The 19,952-nt window shown below is 54.4% G+C and carries 18 protein-coding genes and 1 pseudogene; 15 read left to right on the top strand and 4 right to left on the bottom strand.

Going from position 1 to position 19,952, the window contains the following annotated elements:
* Nucleotides 1-87: 87 nt before the first annotated feature.
* The 3 genes from IPH75_11725 to IPH75_11715 all read left to right on the top strand — a co-directional run bounded on the left by IPH75_11725 (nucleotide 88) and on the right by IPH75_11715 (nucleotide 7,408).
* Nucleotides 88-1,800 carry a methyl-accepting chemotaxis protein gene (locus IPH75_11725; GenBank protein ID MBK7142736.1) on the top strand — a complete coding sequence of 571 codons (1,713 nt, stop codon included), beginning with the start codon at nucleotides 88-90 and terminating at the stop codon, nucleotides 1,798-1,800.
* Nucleotides 1,801-2,084: 284 nt separating this feature from the next.
* Nucleotides 2,085-4,703: a hypothetical protein gene (locus tag IPH75_11720; GenBank protein ID MBK7142735.1), complete on the top strand. Its 2,619-nt coding sequence runs from the start codon at nucleotides 2,085-2,087 to the stop codon at nucleotides 4,701-4,703.
* Nucleotides 4,704-4,735: 32 nt separating this feature from the next.
* On the top strand, nucleotides 4,736-7,408 hold the full coding sequence (locus IPH75_11715; protein ID MBK7142734.1) for a hypothetical protein: 2,673 nt from the start codon (nucleotides 4,736-4,738) through the stop codon (nucleotides 7,406-7,408).
* Between the two features lie 12 nt (nucleotides 7,409-7,420).
* Here the strand turns inward: IPH75_11715 and cydB are convergent, their stop codons facing one another.
* The 4 genes from cydB to IPH75_11695 all read right to left on the bottom strand — a co-directional run bounded on the left by cydB (nucleotide 7,421) and on the right by IPH75_11695 (nucleotide 11,450).
* On the bottom strand, nucleotides 7,421-8,443 hold the full coding sequence (gene cydB, locus IPH75_11710) for a cytochrome d ubiquinol oxidase subunit II (GenBank protein ID MBK7142733.1): 1,023 nt from the start codon (nucleotides 8,441-8,443) through the stop codon (nucleotides 7,421-7,423).
* On the bottom strand, nucleotides 8,440-9,786 hold the full coding sequence (locus IPH75_11705; GenBank protein MBK7142732.1) for a cytochrome ubiquinol oxidase subunit I: 1,347 nt from the start codon (nucleotides 9,784-9,786) through the stop codon (nucleotides 8,440-8,442). The genes cydB and IPH75_11705 overlap by 4 nt, the downstream gene beginning before the upstream one ends.
* 173 nt (nucleotides 9,787-9,959) lie before the next feature.
* Nucleotides 9,960-10,667: an ABC transporter ATP-binding protein gene (locus tag IPH75_11700; protein ID MBK7142731.1), complete on the bottom strand. Its 708-nt coding sequence runs from the start codon at nucleotides 10,665-10,667 to the stop codon at nucleotides 9,960-9,962.
* A 117-nt stretch (nucleotides 10,668-10,784) separates the two neighbouring features.
* Nucleotides 10,785-11,450 (bottom strand): DUF3365 domain-containing protein, encoded by a 666-nt coding sequence (locus IPH75_11695; protein MBK7142730.1) that lies wholly within the window; start codon nucleotides 11,448-11,450, stop codon nucleotides 10,785-10,787.
* Nucleotides 11,451-11,687: 237 nt separating this feature from the next.
* Here IPH75_11695 and IPH75_11690 point away from each other — a divergent pair, with 237 nt between their 5' ends.
* From IPH75_11690 to rpmF, 12 genes and pseudogenes are all read left to right on the top strand, one after another.
* Entirely contained in the window at nucleotides 11,688-11,948 is a 261-nt protein-coding gene (locus tag IPH75_11690; GenBank protein ID MBK7142729.1) for an AtpZ/AtpI family protein, read from the top strand.
* Entirely contained in the window at nucleotides 11,941-12,351 is a 411-nt protein-coding gene (locus tag IPH75_11685) for a hypothetical protein (GenBank protein MBK7142728.1), read from the top strand. Before IPH75_11690 ends, IPH75_11685 begins: the two co-directional genes overlap by 8 nt.
* The gene (gene atpB / locus IPH75_11680; GenBank protein ID MBK7142727.1) at nucleotides 12,351-13,211 is read left to right on the top strand and encodes a F0F1 ATP synthase subunit A; all 861 of its coding nucleotides are present in this window, start codon (nucleotides 12,351-12,353) and stop codon (nucleotides 13,209-13,211) included. Before IPH75_11685 ends, atpB begins: the two co-directional genes overlap by 1 nt.
* 43 nt (nucleotides 13,212-13,254) lie before the next feature.
* Nucleotides 13,255-13,491 (top strand): ATP synthase F0 subunit C, encoded by a 237-nt coding sequence (atpE, locus tag IPH75_11675; GenBank protein ID MBK7142726.1) that lies wholly within the window; start codon nucleotides 13,255-13,257, stop codon nucleotides 13,489-13,491.
* A gap of 74 nt (nucleotides 13,492-13,565) precedes the next feature.
* On the top strand, nucleotides 13,566-14,048 hold the full coding sequence (atpF, locus tag IPH75_11670; protein MBK7142725.1) for a F0F1 ATP synthase subunit B: 483 nt from the start codon (nucleotides 13,566-13,568) through the stop codon (nucleotides 14,046-14,048).
* A gap of 2 nt (nucleotides 14,049-14,050) precedes the next feature.
* Nucleotides 14,051-14,599 carry an ATP synthase F1 subunit delta gene (gene atpH, locus IPH75_11665; protein MBK7142724.1) on the top strand — a complete coding sequence of 183 codons (549 nt, stop codon included), beginning with the start codon at nucleotides 14,051-14,053 and terminating at the stop codon, nucleotides 14,597-14,599.
* A gap of 122 nt (nucleotides 14,600-14,721) precedes the next feature.
* Nucleotides 14,722-16,229, top strand: a pseudogene (locus tag IPH75_11660) (F0F1 ATP synthase subunit alpha).
* Nucleotides 16,230-16,246: 17 nt separating this feature from the next.
* Nucleotides 16,247-17,107: an ATP synthase F1 subunit gamma gene (atpG, locus tag IPH75_11655; protein MBK7142723.1), complete on the top strand. Its 861-nt coding sequence runs from the start codon at nucleotides 16,247-16,249 to the stop codon at nucleotides 17,105-17,107.
* Between the two features lie 35 nt (nucleotides 17,108-17,142).
* Nucleotides 17,143-18,549 (top strand): F0F1 ATP synthase subunit beta, encoded by a 1,407-nt coding sequence (gene atpD / locus IPH75_11650; GenBank protein MBK7142722.1) that lies wholly within the window; start codon nucleotides 17,143-17,145, stop codon nucleotides 18,547-18,549.
* Between the two features lie 2 nt (nucleotides 18,550-18,551).
* Nucleotides 18,552-18,965: an ATP synthase F1 subunit epsilon gene (gene atpC, locus IPH75_11645; protein ID MBK7142721.1), complete on the top strand. Its 414-nt coding sequence runs from the start codon at nucleotides 18,552-18,554 to the stop codon at nucleotides 18,963-18,965.
* A 213-nt stretch (nucleotides 18,966-19,178) separates the two neighbouring features.
* Nucleotides 19,179-19,703, top strand: a complete 525-nt coding sequence (locus IPH75_11640) for a DUF177 domain-containing protein (protein MBK7142720.1) — start codon at nucleotides 19,179-19,181, stop codon at nucleotides 19,701-19,703.
* 22 nt (nucleotides 19,704-19,725) lie between these two features.
* Nucleotides 19,726-19,908 (top strand): 50S ribosomal protein L32, encoded by a 183-nt coding sequence (rpmF, locus tag IPH75_11635; GenBank protein ID MBK7142719.1) that lies wholly within the window; start codon nucleotides 19,726-19,728, stop codon nucleotides 19,906-19,908.
* The last annotated feature ends 44 nt before the right edge of the window (nucleotides 19,909-19,952 follow it).

Here is a 19,952-nt window from a genome sequence, read left to right as displayed (position 1 = left end):
GCCCCATAATGAATCGCGAAATCACTCCGATATACTTGAATAGTCTATTTTGTCCCCGTTGGGTGGAAAGAAAAGGGAGCGGTGCAAATGAAACTGACATCGGTACGTGCGCGGATCCTCGTGATTCTCGGGGGGAGTTTGGTTGTCCTCTTCACAATTCTGGCTCTCATCAATGGTCACCTGCAAACTAAAGCAATGACGGAGCTCTACGATCAGAATGTTGCGGCGCTCAATTGGTCGCTCAATAATCATATCCAGGAGATCATGATCAACGGCGCCAATGAAAAACTGCAGCCGTTGACGGAAGAATCGGTCACGCGGGGGATCGCCACCGAAATGACCATAGTCAATGCCGAGCGGATGATCGCTCGAAGCTCCATTAAGGATCAAGTCGGGAAAACGTCCTCCGATCCGGCATGGGAGGTCGTCTTCGCTTCACTGGCTGATACCAATTTCACGATCACCAATGATCAGGGCGAAGAGTATAGAGTTTCCTACGAAGCATTTGCCAACCACGAAGCCTGTCAGACCTGTCACGACGGCAAGGCAGATCAGGCTCTGGGCGGGATCAAGACAGTCATCTCTCAGAAGACCATGACTGAGGCGTCCGGCTCAACCTACAGCACCAACTTCTGGCTGATGGCGCTGACAGCCCTGCTGTTGCTTGGTGGAATTGCCTTTGTCCTACAACGCTGGATCTTCACGCCGCTCTCAAGCGTCAAACAGAAACTGAATCGGGCGACCGAAGGTGATATCGAGCAACAGATCAAGGTGAACTCGGATGACGAGATCGGGACATTCCTCAAATCGATCCAGCAGTTGATAGACTATATCAGGACGTTCGCGGGTGCCTCGGCGCAGGTAGCTGAGGGGGACCTGCGGGTGGCGATCTCGCCGCGATCCGATCGCGATCAGCTTGGGTTCGCCTATCAGAAAATGATCGGGCGGCTGGAGTCTATTCTGGGGCAATTGCGGGCTATTGCCAACAAACTCTCGCAGGCTTCACATGAGATAACCGAGGCCTCGGCAGAGGTATCTGGGTCGGCGCGGAAGCAGGTTGATCGGGTCGGTCAGATGTCGGCCGCGATCGAGCAGATGGTCGCGACAATCAGCGAAACCAGTCGAAATACCGGTCAGGCGACAACTGTTTCAGAACAAGCCTCTCGGACTGCAACCGCTGGAGCCGAAGTAGTCGGGCGCACGATCATGGGGATGCAGCAGATCGCGTCCAAAGTGAGCGAGTCGGCCAAATCGATCGGCCAGCTCTCAGCCTCCGCTGGTGAGATCAGCCGGATAATCGAGGTGATCAGGGATATCGCCGATCAGACCAATCTGTTGGCGCTGAATGCCGCGATCGAAGCAGCGCGGGCAGGGGAGCAGGGGCGAGGATTTGCCGTAGTCGCCGACGAAGTGCGCAAGCTCGCGGAGAAGACCGGACAGGCCGCCACCCAGATCGTCGGGATGGTCAAGGAGATCCAGACGCAGACTTCTTCCGCTGTAGAGTCAATGGAGTCGAGTGTCGATCAGGTGCGAGTTGGCACTGAATTGGCCGACAAGGCCGGCGAGAGTCTGAATGGCATTGTCAAGCTGGTCGAGCAGGTCTCCGAGATGATCCGCCAGATCTCTACCGCAGCAGCGGAGCAGAATGTTGCGGCGGAAGAGATTTCCCGAAATGTCGACCAGTTTTCATCGTCAACTCGCGACACGGCCGCCGGCGCTGAGCAGTCGACCGAAACAGCCAAGGAATTGGGCCAGCAGGCTGAAGAGCTGGTGACGATCATTACCGGTTTCAAGTTGTAACAATCTGTTCTGCTGTTGAAAACTGAATGAGGGATGGCGCGTTGCCATCCCTTTCGCTCGTATCCGCTGTGCGCTGGCGCACATCTTACTTCTTCAGGCAAAAAACACCTGGCGCAGGAACTGCGATGGGTGTCATCTCACAGTCAATCAAGCGCCGGACCGGAAACTCATTGTCGCTCATCGGCCGTGATACACCTTGTTTGTTCGTTGACTTTCCGCTATTATATCGGCCCGGGCGAATGGTACGAAACGTTCGTTGAGATCGACTGTATTGTGGTGAGAGATTGAGCTTTCGAAATTTTCTGTTGCTGATGGTGGGGTGCGTTCTTTTCTGCTGTCTGTTTGGCCTTCCTGTGCAAGGGCAGACGGATAGTTCGCAATTCCTGTCAGGACGTCCAATTATCACAGCCAGCACTGCGTCTCCCGGATACTGCATTACCCCGCACAATATTGGCAAGTTGTTCGTTGGCGTGACCAATTTTGGAAGGCTTAGTTTTGGAAATGAGTCCTTCTATTTTGACTGTTTCACCGGTGCGAAGATCCCGGACTGCCAGTATCCCAAAGGAACCAATACCGTTTATCTGTACAAGGGGGGGATCTGGGTCGGCGGGATAATTGGCGAGGATACGCTGGTCTCCACGTCAGAGGATTACAACAACTGGTCGCGTGAATTTCATCCGGACATCTACCCCGACGGCCGAATCGAAAAGCGGTCCACGCTCGACCCGACCGCCCCCGAATTCGAGAACGCTGTTTCCGAACAGGACCTGGTATCCATCTATTACGATACACTGGTTTCGGGGAACGCCTATCCATCGACTGATGCTCTGGACAATCGGTCGCACCGGCCGCTCGGAATCGAAGTTCACCAGGAATCGTACGCCTGGTCGTACGGCTATGCCGACGACTTCATCCTGTTCAATTGCGTGGTGACGAATATCAGCGATCATCCGATCAGCCAGATGTATGTCGGGATCAACATGGATTCGGATGTTCACACGTTTGTCAAGGATGTCAATGCCGGGATGCCGGGAACGGCCAAGACTCCCACTAATGGCAGGGATGATGTGACCGGCTTCCTCAATTCATTCCCTGCTGAGTACTACTCGCAGTGTGAATTCATAGATACCATACAGATGGCATTCACCACTGACGCTAATGGTGATGGAAGCTGGACGACCGGGGTGTTTGCCGTGCCAAACGTCACCGGGGTTCGTTTTCTTCGACCGCCCACCAGCGGCGAGCAGTTATCGTTCAATTGGTGGGTTCCCAACTCGAATCCGGCCTATGATTTTGGCCCGCAACACAGATTGAACTACCGTCAGTTGGGCTCCGGCATTGGTCGACCGGTCGGCGACCGTAACAAATATTTCCTGATGAGTAACGGGGAGATCGATTATTCGCAGCCGTTCACGGCGAGGATATCAGTCAACGATCCGGACTGGGCGTACCCGAACCCCGAGATCGCGCTCCAGCTTTCCAAAGTTGGCGACGGGTTTTATCTGTTGTCACTGGGCCCGTATGACCTGGGACCGAACGAGTCGATCCAGATCCCCTGGGCTTTCATTGGTGGAGAGAGCCTGCATGTCGATCTCTGGAACGCTCACCTGAATCTTGGATTCGGTTACAAGCCGGATCGATATATGACAGGGCTCAATTTCGAACCGTTTGCCACCAATGCGGTCTGGGCCGCCAGGATCTATGATAATCCAGGTGTTGACTCGGATGGTGACGGTTACGCCGGCAAATTTCGCCTCTGTATTCTCGACTCGGCGTTGGTCGAAGGAGTCTGGAAATACACAGTCGTTGACACGAGTTATTATGAAGGAGATGGCGTACCCGACTGGCGGGCCGCTTCACCGCCTCCAGCTCCAAAAGTCTGGCTGAGCCAGGCGGTCAATGGGGTCCACGTGCGGTTCAATGGGTATCAGTCGGAGACGACGCGCGACTTTCTCTCCGGGCTGATCGATTTTGAGGGCTATCATGTGTATGTCGGGCGGGATGACCGTGAGGCCTCGCTGGCACTGTCGGCCTCGTACGATTTTGAGAATTACGATATTTACGCCTACAATCCGAAGATGAAACCGCGTCCCGGCTACGAGTTGGTTGGGATTCCGGCAACAGCCGAGGAGATTCGCTGCCGCTTCAGTGCCGCCGCCGATCCCTGCTCCGATACGTTGCTTCGACCGAGCGAGCACGATGTCACCAATCCGTATCAGAGCGCGCGCTATCTTGACTCCACAGTGTACTTTCAGCCACACGACAATAATGTGTATCGACTAGGGATTGACACGCCGATAAAGCGCCGATTCCCCAACGAACCGAAGCCAGATCTGACCGAGCCGATCACTCCCGAAATGTTAACCGAAGACGGCTACCTGAAATACTATGAATATGAGTGTCTGGTTGGTTCACTCTTGCCGACGGTTCCTTATTATGTGAATGTCACCGCATTTGATTTTGGCTCACCCAAAGCGGGACTTCAGCCGCTGGAAAGTTCCCGCGTACTTAATTTGCAATCGGCATACGCCGTCAGCTCGCCGGATCAACTCGGTGATGTGCTCCCGCCGGTATACATTTATCCGAATCCGTACCGCGTGGATGACGGGTACCGGGATGGTGGATGGGAAGGACGGGGCCATCCGGAGATGATCAATGACCGGGTGAGGGCGATCCACTTCGTTAATGTACCCGCCAAGTGTACGATCCGCATCCACACGCTCGATGGTGATCTAGTTCGCGAACTCCGCCACGATGTCGACCCATCCGACCCAAAAGCGCACCATGCAACCTGGGACATGATCAGCCGGAATGTCCAGATGATCGTTTCAGGATTGTATTATTGGTCGGTCGAAGATGAACAGGGGAAAACGCAGATCGGCACCCTGGTCGTGTTGATGTGACTTTTTCCGTTGCGGGAGCGGCGATTTCCCGCTTGACATCGATGGCACTTTCCTGCACTAGTAATCAGACAATGATCGCGGTTGGCAGGCATCTGAAGTTTCGCCCCACGGCGGTAGGAGGAGCGATCCTTCTGGTACTGTCGCTTGCTTTGATTCCGGGTCTCCGGGCCCAGTCCGATCCCACCGGTCAGCGCAACCCGATAATCGCTTCAGCCGCATCTCCTTCCTATTGCATCACGGCGCACGATCTAGGCAAATTGTATGTCGGACTGACCAATTTCGGCAGACTGAGTTACGGCAAAGAAGTGTTCTATTACGACTGCTTCACTGGCGGGAGGATCGGCGAATGCCAGTATCCCAAAGCCAGCACCAAGATCTATCTCTACAACGGCGGTCTCTGGGTTGGAGGGGTGGTCGGTCGAGATACGCTGGTCTCTACCTCGGTTGAGCAAAACACATTCTCCCGCGAGTTTCATCCGGATGCATATCCTTATGGACTATTCCAGCGGCGCTCAACCCTTGGGCCGACTGAAGAGATGCTTCGTGATGCCCGTTCCGAGCAGGATCTGATCACCACCTACCAGGACACGCTGACCTCGGGTAACGCCTACCCCTCGTTTGATCAGATCGAAGGACGGACGCATCAGCCATTGGGGATTGAAGTGCGCCAGGAAAGCTATATGTGGTCGTACGGGTATGCCGATGACCTGATCTTGTTTAACTTGAAGATCACCAATATCAGCAGTCAGGAGATCAATCAGTTGTATGCGGGGGTATTCATGGATCCCGACGTACATCGCTATGTGGTTGATTTCGGCGCTACACTTAATTTCACGCCTGCCAAAACCCAAACGGGTGGGCGTGACGATATTATCGGTTTCCTGAAATCATATCCGGTCTCCAACTACAATCAGTGCGAGTTCGAGGATACGGTCAATATTGCCTGGTCGGCAGACATGGATGGCGACTGGCTTTCCTCCAGCGGTCTGCAGGTTCCGCATGTGACAGGTATTCGATTCCTCAGACAGCCGCGCGATGATGAGCAGTTTTCCTTCAACTGGTGGGTCCCCAATGTCGGCACGGTGTTTGACTTTGGGCCGCAGTATCGAACCAATTACCGCAATCTCGGCACCGGATTCGGACAGCCGATCGGCGACCGAAACAGATATTTCCTGATGAGCAATGGAGAGGTTGATTATTCTCAAGTCCTGACCGGAAGGATCTCTGTAGCCGACCCGCTCTGGATGCCTCCCAGTTCTTCGAATGCACGTTCCATTTCACGAGGGGCTGATGGATGTTACCTGATGTCGCTGGGACCGTACAGTCTTGGACCGCGCGAGCAGGTTGATATTCCTTTCGCGTTTGTGGGAGGAGAGAGCCTGCATGTTGACTTCATCAACGCCTACTTGAATCTTCGCTTTGGCAATTATTATCCCGAGCGTTATCTGCAGGGTCTGAATATGGGTCCGTTTGCGACCAACGCCGCCTGGGCGGCGCGCATTTACGATAATCCGGGGATCGATACTGATGGTGATGGGTATTTTGGAAAACTGCGTGTCTGTGTATTGGACTCCAGTTTTGTCGATGGACACTGGGTTGCTACGGTGGTTGACTCGACGTACTACGAGGGGGATGGCGTACCGGATTGGCGTGCCGAATCTCCGCCGCCGCCGCCGGTGATCTGGATCGAACCGATCGTTGGTGGAGTCAAAGTCCGTTTTAATGGGTATCGATCGGAGATCTACAGGGACTTCCTGTCGGGATATGTTGATTTCGAGGGATATCATGTTTATATGGGGCGGGATGATCGCGAGGCGAGCCTTGCATTGGCCGCATCGTATGATTTCAACAATTTCGATGTCTTCGCCTACAACCCGCACAAAAAGCCGGCGCCAGGGTATGATCTGACCGGAGTGCCGGCGACTGTCGAGGAGATCCGGTGCCGGTTCAGTGATGCGGCCGATCCGTGCAATGATACACTGTTTCATCCGCAGGACTACGGTCCGACCAATCCTTATCGGGGAGCTCGCTTTATTGACTCGACTCTTTATTTCCTGCCGCACGATAACAATGTCTCTCGGTTTGGGATAGACACACCGATCAAAAAGCGATATCCGGATGCTGTCAAGCCGGATGCTGACCACCCGATCACTCCGGACATGATGACCGAAGATGGCTATCTGAAATATTACGAGTATGAGTGCGAGATCACCGGCCTGCTTCCGACAGTTCCATATTACTTCTCGGTGACGGCATTTGATTTTGGTTCGCCCAAAGTCGGTTTGCAGCCGCTGGAAAGCGCCAGACTGCTGGGACTTCAGTCGGCCTACCCGGCCAGTTCAGATGATCAACTCGATGGTATACTGCCGCCAGTCTATATCTATCCCAACCCCTATCGGGTCGATGGCGGCTACCGCGATGGTGGATGGGAAGGGAGAGGACATCCGGAGAAGATCAACGATCGAGTACGGGCGATTCATTTTGTGAATGTCCCGGCGAAATGCACGATCAGGATCCATACGCTTGATGGCGATCTGGTGCGAGAACTGCATCACGATGTCGATCCCTCGGATCCCAAGGCGAATCACGCCACCTGGGATATGATCAATCGCAATGTGCAGATGATCGTATCGGGACTTTATTACTGGTCGGTTGAAGACGAGAACGGCAAAGTGCAGATCGGTACACTGGTTGTACTGATGTAACGCCTGCGCCGATTAGTAACTCGTTTTCTCGAGCTTCACTTTCCCTCTAAATATCCAATAAATACTGACCGTATACGCCAGCACCATCGGCATTCCGATCAACGCAATGATCAACATGATCTTGAGCGTTTCGGCCGAGGATGCTGCATTGTAGATGGTCAGGCTGTTCTCCGGACTGGGAAATGAGTAGATCATGAACGGATACATTCCGATCCCGAACAACGCCAACAGCGCGGCCACTGCGATGGAGGAAGAAATGAAGGCGCGGAAATCGCGACCCAGATGGATCTCGCGCGGAATATTGGCGATCGCCAGTATGGTGAGCATCGGCACCAGGAAAAGCACCGGATTCTCCCGAATCGTATCGGTCATGTGCGGAATGTAGAGCAGGGTGAATAGAGTCGTGAACGCATAGCCGATAATGAAGAAGATGATACCGTTCCGTGTCCAGAGACGGGCGCGCGCCTGAAGTTCACCCTCGGTTTTCAGGACCACATAGATAGAACCGTGCATCATGAAGAGAGCGACAGTCGTGATGCCGACCAGGATCGGAAAGGGATGCAGCAGTCCTAGAAAAGTCCCCGCGTACTCGTGGCGGGCATCGAGTGGAATCCCCCAGGCGATATTGCCAAGCGCGATCCCGATAAGAAGAGAGGCCAGGATGCTGGCCACGGAGAAGCTAATATCCCATCCCTGACGCCAGAATTTTCCTTCTCGTTTGGAGCGAAATTCGATCGCCACTGCGCGGAAGATCAGGGCCACCAAAAGAAGCATGAAGGCGAGGTAAAATCCCGAAAAGGCTGTTGCATAGACCTCGGGGAACGCGGCAAACAGCGCGCCGCCGGCAGTCACCAACCAGACCTCGTTTCCATCCCAGACCGGACCGATTGCATTCAGCATAGTGCGACGTTCACTATCCCCTTTGGTGAACAGGTGCAGCGCGCCAACTCCCAGATCAAAGCCATCCAGAATCGCATAACCGGCAAAGAGAATGCCGATCAGCCCGAACCAGATCGTATTGAGATCGAACGTCATGCGCGGTGTCCTTCCGTGATCGAGTCATCATCCGGGCCGTGCTGGATCTTTTCGTTGAGCAGGTAGAGGAACAACGCGAACAGCAGCAAGTAGATCACACCAAAGAGAATGATCGAGGTCATGATCTCGCCCGGTTTGACTGTAGGGGAGAGCCCTTCGGAGGTCTTTAGTAGTCCATACACCACCCAGGGCTGACGGCCGACTTCGGCGCTGAACCATCCAAGTTGATTGGCGGCTTGTGGAAGCAGGACCGAACCAACAAGAGCATAGAGGTACCACCGCGCATTCCACAACTTTCTGCGCCAGAGGAGAAAAAGGCCGAGCCAGGAAAGGAGGATCAATAGCATCCCGATCCCGACCATCGCATGGTATGACTGAAAAACGAGATTGACCGGCGGACGTTCATCCTCGGGGAAGTGGTTGAGTCCGGTGACCGGATGATCGACATCACCATAGATCAGATAACTAAGCATGCCAGGAGCCTTGATCCCATACTTTACGATCTGTGACTCATCATCAACCCATCCGAACAACCAGAGATCAGCCGGGGCAGAAGCATCGTAGTGAGCTTCGAACGCCGCTAGCTTGGCTGGTTGATTCTCCGCCACGCCGACTGCGCTTGAATGACCGCTGACCAACTGCAGCAGAGAGGCGATTGCCGCAAAGACCAAACCGATCTTGAGGGAAATCTTCGCGAAGTCGATATGTCGATTTTTGAGGAGATACCATGCGGAGACGGAGAGGACGAAAAATCCGCCTGCCTGCCAGGCACCCATATAAACATGCCAGATGCGATCGACAAATGACGGATTAAAGACCATCGCCCAAAAATCGACGATCTCCGCACGCGTCCCCAACTCATGCTGGACGATGTGATGACCCGCCGGGGTCTGTTGCCAGGAATTAGCGACGACTATCCAGATGGCGCTGAAATGTGCACCGGCGGCGACCATGACGGTCGAAAGGAAGTGCATCCGTTTGGAGACCTTGTTCCAGCCAAATAACAAGAGGGCGAGAAAGCCGGATTCAAGGAAGAATGCGAAGATCCCTTCCGCGGCCAGCGCACTTCCAAAGACGTCCCCCACAAAACGTGAATATGTCGACCAGTTCGTGCCGAACTGGAATTCCATCACGATCCCGGTCGCGACGCCGAGGGCAAAGATCAGTCCGAATATCTTGACCCAGAAACGGGTCATCTGGTGATACAGTTCGCGTCCGGTCTTGAGATACATCCCCTCCATTACCACGAGGAGGAAACCGAGGCCGATGCTCAACACGGGGAAGAGATAGTGAAATCCGATAGTCAGTCCGAATTGCCAACGCGACAGAGTCAGTGCATCCATACTTCCATTCCTGAGGCACCCGCGGGGCGGGCGACATTCATGTGAAGAAATTCACTATCGAATTAACAGCTATTCGTGCTGAAAGGTTCAGTCGAATCGCACGGATATTGTGAAAGTTTAGAAATTAGCGCGATTAACTTGCTGACTCTGGGGCAGTGTGTGGCCGTTCGGACCTAGGCTCCGAGATATGCTTTTTTCACCTGCTCGTTCTCAAGCAAATGACTGGCGGTGTCGGACAGCACGATCGAGCCGGTTTCTAACACATAGGCTCGATTGGCTATCTGCAGTGATTTTCTGGCATTCTGTTCCACCAGCAGACAGGAGATGCCTCTTTGATTGATCTCTCGGATGATCTGGAAGACTTTCTCGACCATCACCGGGGAGAGTCCCATCGAGGGTTCATCAAACATCAGGAGTTCCGGCTCAGCCATCAGTCCGCGGGCGATCGCCAGCATCTGCTGTTCTCCGCCGGAGAGAGTACCGGCGGCCTGGGATGACCGCTCTTTGAGGATAGGGAACAGATCCTGCATGCGGGAGATGTTTTGGCGAATCCGCGGCTTGTCATCAATGGCGTATGCGCCCATCTCAAGATTCTCCAGGACCGAAAGCTTGTTGAAAACCTTGCGTCCTTCCGGAACCTGGATGATCTTTTTCCGGGTGATCTTATAGGCAGGAAGCCCACTGACGAGCTCGTCTTTGAAGCGGATCTCTCCGCGGTCAGGTTTGAGAACTCCGGAGATTGTATTGATGAGAGTGGTTTTGCCGGCGCCGTTGGCACCGATGATCGCCACGATCTCTCCCTTCTCAAGATTGAGAGAGACTCCCTTGAGGGCAGCAATTCGATCGTAGGAGAGATGAAGATCGGAAATATCTAACAGCATGCGTTGATCATACCAGGCACAAGGGTCGGTGACTCATGCGTGCAATAAGAGGTATTTGCGGTGTCGGGTCAATGGTCATTCAAACCAATGACCCGGAATCGCAACGGCTCTGTACCCTTACTTCTCCGAACTACTCACCAGTTTTTCGGCTTTGGCTTTTGCTTCGGGCCACTGCGCCACCACTGCAAATATCCCTCTCAGGTCGCCATCTTCGAATCCGACTGCCCGATCATCGGGATAGAGTTTAGTCAATTGCGCAACTACCGCCGGATCCATCTCTTCGGTTTTTCCGTGGCAGCTTTTGCACATGGCTTGCATATAGATCGGTTGGTAGTAGTTGTAGGTCCGACGTTTGAATTCAAACTTCCAGGTGGCCAGATACGTGAGTGCGGTATCGGCTGTCAATTGCTGGTAAAAGGCGGCGTCGGTCGAAACAGGGTAATTGTCGGGATTGCGCTGGCGCATGCTCAGTCTCCGGATCGACCAACCCTCGCCGGACATTTCCATCGCAAGGGCGGGGGCTTTCTTGCTGCATACCGCTATCGCAGAGGCAGCATCACCCTTGGCCATCGCATCCATCAACTCGGAGCGCAAACGGCGGGAAAACTGGTCGACCAGCTTTTCGGAGGCCGCCTTCACCAATATCTCATCCGGATTCGGCAAAGGGGTCGCAACCAACTTCTGAGTAGTATCCTGATCTTTGGGTTGAGCGACCGGCTCCGCCTTTTCGCCGTTGCATGCGAGAATTGCCAAAAGCAAGGCGGCCGGAACCAGAATGAGCAAAAAGTGGGAACTCTCAATGGTTACTCCTTTGTTTGGGGACTAAGAAATGCGATAGTGCATTTGGTTGCAATGGCGAAATTCGGGCAAATGTCCGGGATGTGGAAAAATCTTTCTAATCGGCTGCCGTTAAATGCCGAAAAGTCGTTTTGACTCCGGGACTCTCGGTTAAAAAACGGGTTGACATTCACTTCGTCTCGTCTATATTTGGCCGACTAAACTGTCACTGAAAGGGTTATAGTGACCCTTTTTATCGCTCCACCTGGTGAGAAGAAACCTTCCGGTTACGCTCAGATCGCATTGCTGGGAGCAGTCCCCGCAATTCTGGTCGCGGCCCCGTTGATCGGGTTCTTTGCCGGCAAGTGGGCTGACTCACGGTTCGAAACTGAACCGTACCTGACGATCGCGGGAGTTATTCTCGGATTTGTTGCCGCAGGTCGTGAAATTTATCACCTGGTTAAGAAAGCACAGGCACTGGAAGACAAGTCAGACGATGAGTGAGATGGGACTGGAGTTCATTGGAAGAACATTGCGTACCTTCGGGATAGTCCTCGTTGTCTTTCTCCCGTTTGGGTTTTATTATCTCGGCTTTTATCCATCCTTGGCCATTCTCTCGGGCGGAGTGTGGGGTATGATCAATCTCATGTTCATCAGCGCATTGGTGCAGTCAGCGATCCGGCCCGAGGGTGCCGATGTCGGGCGGACGGTCGGCTTTATGTTGATCAAGTTTCCTGCCCTGTATGTGGCGGGGTTTTTCCTGCTTAAGGTGCCGATGTTTACCGCCCTGCATCTGCTGATCGGCTTTACCGGAGTTATGGCGATCATGGTTCTCAAAGTGCTTGGCCGGCTTTTCCTTGGCCTCGACTCCACGAAGAAGAAAAATCTCCAGGGAGCTATCCTATAATGAAGAGTCTTGCACGCTTGACCGGATGGGGTATGACCCTCCTACCAACCCTGGTTCTGGCCACCGAAGAAGGTGGGCATGAAGAAGCCAAGGGGGGCGGGTCTTCGCATCTCCCGTCGGTCGTCAGCATGCTGACACATCACGAGGGATGGGCTTACCACTGGATCAATATCATTTACGCGGCGGTCATTTCGCTGATCCTCTCTATTATAGTCATCCGGGTTTATACCAAGCGCCAGATGATCCCCGGTAAGGGGCAGAATGCGCTCGAGATGGCAGTTGAAGGGATGTACAATTTCCTGTATTCCATTCTCGGCAAGGATGCCAAGCGATTCCTGCCGTTTTTGGGGACGCTCTTTTTCTATATCCTGTTTATGAATTTGATGGGGATAGTACCCGGCGGTCACTCGCCGTCGACTTCGATCAATATCACCGCCTCCCTGGCTATTCTGGTGTTTCTCTATTCGCAGTACACCGGGATCACGCGACTGGGAGTGGTCGGTTATCTGGACCATATGATCGGCCAGCCGCGCGAAGCGATAAGCTGGGCGATCGTTCCGCTCATATTCCCAATTCACCTGATCGGTGAACTGGCCAAGCCGTTCTCGCTGGCCCTTCGACTTTTCGGCAATATCACGGGCGAAGATATCCTGGTGGCGGCGTTTGTCGGGCTGGGGATCAGCATGATGGCGCTGTTCGGCCCGGGAGTGGCGCATGCCACGCCGATCGGCATACCGTTGAACATACCGTTCATTCTGTTGGGCTTATTGTTGTCGACCATTCAGGCGCTGGTGTTCACCCTGTTGTCGACCATTTATATATTGATGATGTTGCCGCACGAAGAGGCGGCGCATCACTAAGCAGACAAAGAACAGATAGACATACATATTCTGGAGGTTCATCATGGATTATCAGGCAATGTTAGCGTGGGCTCTGCCGATGGGCGTCGGCCTGGCGGCGGTTGGTTCCGGTCTTGGTCTCGGTCGTGCGGTCGGTTCCGCGATGGAAGCGATCGGTCGTCAGCCGGAAGCTTCCGGCAAGATCCAGACGGCCATGATCATCGGCGCCGCGCTCATCGAGGCGTTGACCATCTATGCGCTGGTCGTGTTCTTCATGCTGTCCGGTAAGATTGGCGCCTAAGAACGAGTGATGCAGGTGCGTCAAGCGCGCACCTGCCGGTCACGAGTAGAGGTGTCTGGCAACACGGAGAATCCATGAATTTAGAATGGCAACAGTTACTAACGCATGCGGTTGGCTTCCTGATCACTCTCTGGATCCTGAAGAAATTCGCCTGGGGTCCGTTGATGAATCTGATGGAAGAACGGCGCACGCGTATTATCGACGAGTTCAAGCAGATCGATCTCGAGAAGGCCAAGGTCGCCGAACAACAGGCCGCCTATGAAGCCAAGATGAAAGAGGTCGAAGCGGAACGTCGCTCCGAGATCGTCAAAGCGATCGAGGAAGGAAAGAAGGTCGCCGCCGATATCAAGGCGCAGGCTCAGCATGAGGTCAAGGAACTCCATACCAAGACCAAAGCTGATCTGGAGCGCGAGGTGGCCAAGGCACGCATCGAATTGCGTGACCAAATGGTGACCATCACCATGAACGCGGCGGAAAAAGTCATTCGCGAGAAGCTTGATGACAAAAAACATCGCGATCTGATCGACAAATATATCTCTGAAGTGGAGAAGGTCTAGCGATGCTGGCCCCCGAAGTCGCTCATAAATACGGCACGGCGCTGTTTTTGTCCGCCAAGGCGAAGGGTCTTCTCGACAAGGCCGACGAGCAGTTCCTGGCACTGAAGGAACTGCTGGCCAAAGACCGCTCGCTTCTGGATTTTCTGAACGCGCCGCAGGTCTCTGACGACAAAAAGATAGCCCTGATCCATACGGCATTTGACTCGAGGATGGAACGTCCGTTCGTGGAATTCCTTCTTGTTCTGATGGACAAGCACCGGATCAATTTCCTGCCGGATATCGTCGAGCAGTTTGACCGAATGGTCAAAGTCGAAAAAGGGGTCGCCAAAGTGACCGTGATAACGGCGGTGCCGCTCGATGCAAATGAGCGAACCAACCTGATGACGACCCTGGCGAAAAAGACCGGACTCAAGATCGAGCTGGATGCCCGGGTGGATACGTCGATCATCGGTGGCGTGATCATCATCATGCATGATAAGATCATCGATGGTTCGGTTCGTCACGGCCTCGGCCTGATAGAAGAGCAGTTGGAGAAGGTGAAAGTAGCGTAGCTGAGTAGCACTTGGTACGCTATTGAGATGCCCACCATAAATGGTGGGATACGGTCCTGTCCGTCCCAGACGGTGGGCCGCAGTGATACGAAGAAAAACGTGTTTTTATACAGGAGTCATTCATGCCTCTGAATCCCGAAGAAGTCTCGTCAATTATTCGAAAAGAGATCGAACGGTACGAGACGAAACTCGAAATGGAGTCGGTTGGTACCGTCCTCCAGGTCGGTGACGGGATCGCCCGAATCTGGGGTCTTGAAGATGTCCAGATGTCTGAGTTGATCCAGTTCCCCGGCGATGTGTACGGGCTGGTGCTCAACCTGGAAGCGGACAACGTTGGCGCCGCCATCTTCGGTTCGGACACCAAGATCAAAGAAGGTGATACGGTTCGCCGCACTGGTCGCGTTGCGTCGGTTCCGGTCGGCGATGCGCTGATCGGCCGCGTGGTCAATCCGCTTGGTCAGCCACTCGACGGCAAGGGCCCGATCGTCACCGACAAGATGCGCATTATTGAAGGGCGCGCACCGTCCGTGATCGAACGCCAGGGCGTAAAAGAACCGCTCCAGACCGGACTCAAGGCGATTGACTCGATGATCCCGATCGGTCGTGGCCAGCGCGAATTGATCATTGGCGATCGTCAGACCGGCAAAACCGCCGTCGCGATCGACACCATCATCAACCAGCGCGGTCAGAATGTCATCTGCGTTTATGTCGCGGTTGGCCAGAAGCAGTCGACTATCGCCCAGGTAGTGGAGATCCTGCGCAAGCATGGCGCGATGGAGTATACCATCGTCGTCAGCGCCACCGCCACCGACCCGGCGCCGCTTCAATATATCGCCCCCTACGCCGGTTGCGCGATGGGCGAAGAATTCATGTACAACGGCAAGCATGTGCTCTGCGTCTACGACGATCTTTCCAAGCAGGCGCAGGCGTATCGTCAGCTATCGCTTTTGCTCCGCCGCCCGCCGGGCCGCGAAGCATACCCCGGTGACATTTTCTACTGTCACTCCCGTTTGCTGGAACGGTCGGCCAAGCTCTCCGATGAACTGGGCGGCGGCTCATTGACCGCGCTCCCGATCATCGAAACGCAGGCCGGCGACGTTTCCGCCTACATTCCGACCAACGTGATCTCGATCACCGACGGCCAGATCTTCCTCGAGGCAGAACTGTTCTACTCGGGCGTTCGTCCGGCAATTAACGTCGGTATCTCCGTGTCGCGAGTCGGCGGTAATGCGCAGACCAAGATGATGAAGCAGGTGGCTGGTTCACTCAAGCTCGACCTTGCCCAGTTCCGCGAACTGGCGGCGTTCACGCAGTTCGGCTCCGATCTCGACGAAGGGACCCGCAAGCAGTTGAACCGTGGTGAAAAATGGTGGAGCTGCTGAAACAGGGTCAGTATGTCCCGATGCACGCGGCCAAGCAGGTGATGATCATCTGGGCAGGCGCACGCGGTCATTTGGACGATCTGTCAACCGCTGCCATTTTGAAGTTTGAATCAGAATTTTTCGCATTCTGTGATAAGAATTATCCGGATATCGAGCCGACCCTGACCAAGGAGAAGATCATCTCCGAGGCGACCGAGGCGAAATTGAAGGATGCCGTAACGAAATTTAAGGCGCAGTTCAAAGCGTAAGGATACGAGTCTGACGCATGGCAACATTACGCGCAGTTAAGAAACGTATCCGGACCGTCCGCTCGACGCGACGCATCACCAAAGCAATGGAGATGGTGGCGGCGGCGAAACTTCGACGCGCCCAGCAGCGGGTGGAGCAGGCGAAGCCGTATGCCCATAAGATGGATGAGATGCTGTCGCATCTTGCCGCCGGGGCGACGGGTGAGATCTCTCATCCCTATTTCGAGGAGCGACCGGTTAAGAAAACCACTCTGGTAGTCGTAACATCGGATCGTGGCCTGGCTGGTTCGTTTAATGCGAATGTTATCCGCAAGGCTGATCAGTGGCTTGGAAAGCACGAAGGCGATGTTGAGATCGTTACGATCGGCAAGCGCGGCAATGATTATTACAAGCGCCGTCGTTGGCCGATCCTGCAGTTCTTTGGCGACTGGGCCGGTGTCCTCAATTACGACAAAGCACGCCAGATCACCTCGCTTTTGACTGAACGATTTGTTGCCGGTCAGACCGACCGGATCGTCCTGATCTACACGCGCTTTTTGTCGATGGTCCGTTATCAGATCGTGACCGAACAGTATCTGCCGGTGTCGCGCCCGCAAGTGGACGACAGGACCGGCGGAAGCGAATATATCTTTGAACCGTCGCCAGAAGAGATCTATGCCGCACTGATGCCCGGCTATGCCACCACTAAAATGGTGACAACCCTGACCGAGTCATTTGCTTCCGAACATGGCAGCCGAATGATCGCCATGGGAGCGGCGACCAAAAATGCCGGCGAGATGATCAATTCGCTGACGCTCGATTACAACAAAGCACGGCAGGCGCAGATCACGAAGGAACTGCTCGAAGTAGTCTCCGGCGCCGAAGCGCTTAAAGGTTAGAGAATAGTTTTTGAACATACCTCTGGAGTGACCGAATGGCTGAGAATATCGGAAAGGTAGTTCAGGTGATTGGACCGACGGTCGACTGCGAGTTCCCCTCGGAGTCACTGCCGAACATCCTGAATGCCCTCAAAATCAAGAATGAAACGACCAAGGAAGAGTTGACGGTCGAAGTCGCGATCCATGTCGGCGATAATATCGTCCGGTGCGTCGCGCTCGCGTCGACCGATGGTCTGGTGCGCGGCATGAAGGTTGTCGATACCGGCGCGCCGATCTCGGTGCCGGTCGGTGAATCCTCGCTTGGACGTTTGTTCAATCTGCTTGGTGATCCGATCGATCACAAAACTCCGCTCCCGGCCAATACCAAACGTCTGCCGATCCATCGCATGGCGCCGGCTTTCGATGAACAGGTTACTTCGGTCGAGATGTTCGAAACCGGGATCAAGGTCATTGACCTGCTCGAACCGTACGCCAAAGGCGGCAAGGTTGGACTCTTCGGTGGCGCCGGTGTCGGCAAGACTGTCGTTATTCAGGAGCTGATCCATAACATCGCGACTGAACATGGCGGCTACTCCGTTTTCTGCGGCGTCGGTGAACGTACCCGCGAAGGAAACGACCTCTATCATGAAATGACCGATTCGGGCGTGCTTGCCAAGACCGCTCTGGTCTTTGGACAGATGAACGAGCCGCCGGGTGCCCGTCTCCGTGTGGCGTTGACCGGTCTGACTATGGCTGAGTATTTCCGTGACGAAGAAGGACAGGATGTTCTCCTGTTCATTGACAATATTTTCCGTTTCGTCCAGGCTGGTTCGGAAGTGTCCGCGCTTCTCGGCCGTATGCCGTCGGCGGTGGGTTATCAGCCGACACTCGGTACTGAAATGGGCGCGCTGCAGGAGCGTATTACCTCGACCAAATCCGGTTCGATCACTTCGGTGCAAGCGATTTACGTGCCGGCCGACGACTTGACCGATCCGGCCCCGGCCACCACCTTTGCGCACCTTGACGCCACCACCGTGTTGTCGCGTCAGATCGCCGAGTTGGGAATTTATCCGGCGGTCGATCCGCTCGACTCAACCTCGCGAATTCTCGATCCGCTTATCGTGGGACATGATCACTATCGTGTGGCTCGCGGCGTGCAGCGGATTCTCCAGCGCTACAAAGATCTCCAGGATATCATCGCCATTCTCGGTATCGATGAATTGTCCGAGGATGATAAACAGACCGTACAGCGGGCGCGCAAGATCCAGCGCTTCCTGTCGCAGCCGTTCTTTGTGGCCGAAGTCTTCACCGGCAAGGCTGGCAAATATGTTAAGGCGCAGGATACGATCCGCGGATTCGATGAACTGATCTCCGGCAAGCTCGATCATATCCCCGAGCAGTTCTTCTTTATGGTCGGTGGGATCGACGAAGTGCTGGAAAGCTACGAAAAGAGCAAGAAGTAAGCATGTTCCGTCTATCCATTGTCACACCGGAGCAGATCGAATACGAGGGAGACGTCAAAAGTCTGACGGCTCCCGGTTCGGATGGCTACCTTGGAGTGCTGTCGCATCATGCGCCGCTGATTACGGCGCTGAAACCGGGGAAGATCGAATTTCGGGATAATAACGATGCCGTTCATGTTCTGGCGGTCTCCAACGGATTTCTGGAGGTCTCCCACAACCGTGCGACCATTCTTGCCGATGCGATCGAGGACTGCAATCAGATCGATATCGAGCGAGCCCGTGCAGCATATGAGCGGAACAAGGCGCGCTTGATCTCCGCGGAGAAGGGGGAGACCGAGATCGATCTCCCGTCGATTCGTGCCGCGATGGAGCGTGCGACTAACCGGATTCGGATATACAAAGAGACCCACCGCTGAACCGGTTGGTGTATAAAAGGGAAGAGAGATGATTGGGCGCTTTCCGGCGCCCAATTCTGTTATGAGAGGATCGGCGAGGGGCCGAAAAAGAGCAGTCTCGGGCAAAATCCGAGGGCGAGCTCGGTCGAATAAGGCTAACCGCCTTAAAGGCAAAGAGTTGCCCTGTCCTTTTGGGCTTGACTTTCCCCCGCAAAGTCGATATTCTGTGAGACTATGATTGTAGATTTACGGGAATTCGAACGATTCCCTGCAACCACAATCCTGGAAGCATCGCCCAGCGAGATCGTTCCCTTCGGCGACGAAGTGGTTCAGGTCAATTGGGTTCAGGCCAAGTTGAGCCTGCAGAAGACCGAATTCGACATCTTCTGCACCGGGAGTGCGCGAGCCGAAGTCGTCTTGTATTGTGCACGGTGCGCCCGGGAGTTTGTTACTGAATTAGAAGGTGACTTCGACTTCATCATTCGCTCCGATGCGGTTCTTCCAGGGGAAGAGCGTGTGGACGCGGATGATGAGGAGTACGTATACTATCACGGCAATGACCTGCGGGTTGACGTGACCGATCAGGTCCGACAGGCCCTGGTCTTGGCAGTCGGACTGAAACCGCTCTGTCAGGAGGATTGTCGTGGACTTTGCCCGACCTGCGGGACCAATTGGAATGAAACGACGTGTGCCTGTTCGCACGAGGCGTCGGATTCCCGCTGGGAAGGGTTGCGGAAACTGCTGGGTAACAACAACTGAGAGATAGGAAGGAAGAGCCGTCATGCCTCTGCCAAAACGACGACATTCTCGCACCCGTGGGCGCAAGCGCCGGACCGGATGGAAGCTCGATGTCCCGAATGTGATCCCGTGCGAGCATTGTCACCAGGCGCGCTTGCCGCACCACATCTGTCCGCATTGCGGATATTATGATGGCGTGCAAGTTATCGCCGGACGCGACGTATAACTAACAGCCCCTCACTGAAACGTACGAGCAAGGGATTGTCTATT

The sequence above is a fragment of the bacterium genome, from assembly GCA_016708025.1.
GTDB lineage: Bacteria > Zixibacteria > MSB-5A5 > GN15 > FEB-12 > FEB-12.
Note: the sequence above shows the minus strand (reverse complement) of the source record. Positions and strands in the feature narration are given on the sequence as shown.